The 1,023-nt window shown below is 55.8% G+C and carries 1 protein-coding gene; it reads left to right on the top strand.

Features of this window, described 5'->3' with window-relative positions:
* On the top strand, nt 1-978 hold a 978-nt coding region (locus HGB41_RS23130), incomplete at its 5' end, for a transposase (RefSeq protein ID WP_171088667.1).
* Between the last annotated feature and the right edge of the window lie 45 nt (nt 979-1,023).

The following is a 1,023-nucleotide window of genomic DNA, read 5'->3' as shown; positions in this document are numbered from 1 at the left end:
GTTCTTCGTCGTTGCATGGCTGAAGGTTTGGTGCGCGGCGAAGGCTTTGCTACCGACGCCAGCATTATCAAGGCCGATGCGCAACGGCAGCGCAGTCAGGCTGGTGACGAGCAGATCGACTGGGGCGATCCTGAGCAGGCGAGCCGTCCGGTACGCGAATATTTGGCAGCACTCGATCTAGCGAATCCGCTGCCCCCGCCGCCTAAACGGATCTCCCTGACCGACCCCAGCGCAACCTGGACTGCTGCCGGTGGACCGGCAGTTTTTGCGTACTCGACGAACTATCTGATCGATCTGAAAGCAGGTGTGATTCTCGACGTTGAAGCATCGACAGTGAACAAGACAGCCGAAGTCGAGGCGACCAAAACGATGATCGAGAGGGTAGAAGAAAAGTTCGCTATGAAACCGCAGCGTCTGGTCGGCGATACCAACTACGGAGTAGCCGCAATGCTGGGGTGGTTAGTCGACGAGAAAGGGATCGCGCCGCACGTTCCGGTTTGGGACAAGTCCGAGCATTACGACGGTACTTTCAGCCGCACCGATTTTGTTTTCGATGTCGAGAACGATCGATATATCTGCCCGGCTGGAAAAATCATGAAGCCCGCTCAGCGCGGTCAGAAGAAGAATCCATTTCGATATCGCGCCAGTGTGTACGACTGCCAGATCTGCCAGCTAAAACCGAAGTGCTGCCCGAACGTCCGCAATCGGAAAATCGATCGCAGTCCACACGAACCTGCACGCGACCTGGCTAGAGCCATTGGGAAGACGGAAGCCTATCGGCAGTCGCGGCGAGAGCGGAAGAAAGTTGAAATGCTGTTCGCCCACCTCAAACGCATCTTGAAGTTGGGACAGCTGCGCCTGCGCGGCCCAAGCGGCGCTCATGATGAGTTCTTGTTAGCGGCGGTAGCGCAAAATCTAAGGCGAATGGCCAGGAAGCTAGCCCCACTAGCGCATATCGGAAACCTAAAGACGAGCTAGCTCAGCTTCAGCAGGTATAGTTTGTACTTAAATTCGGAAAGCTTA

This window comes from Telluria aromaticivorans (assembly GCF_013003915.1).
In the GTDB taxonomy this organism is placed as follows: domain Bacteria; phylum Pseudomonadota; class Gammaproteobacteria; order Burkholderiales; family Burkholderiaceae_D; genus Telluria; species Telluria aromaticivorans.
Note: the sequence above shows the minus strand (reverse complement) of the source record. Positions and strands in the feature narration are given on the sequence as shown.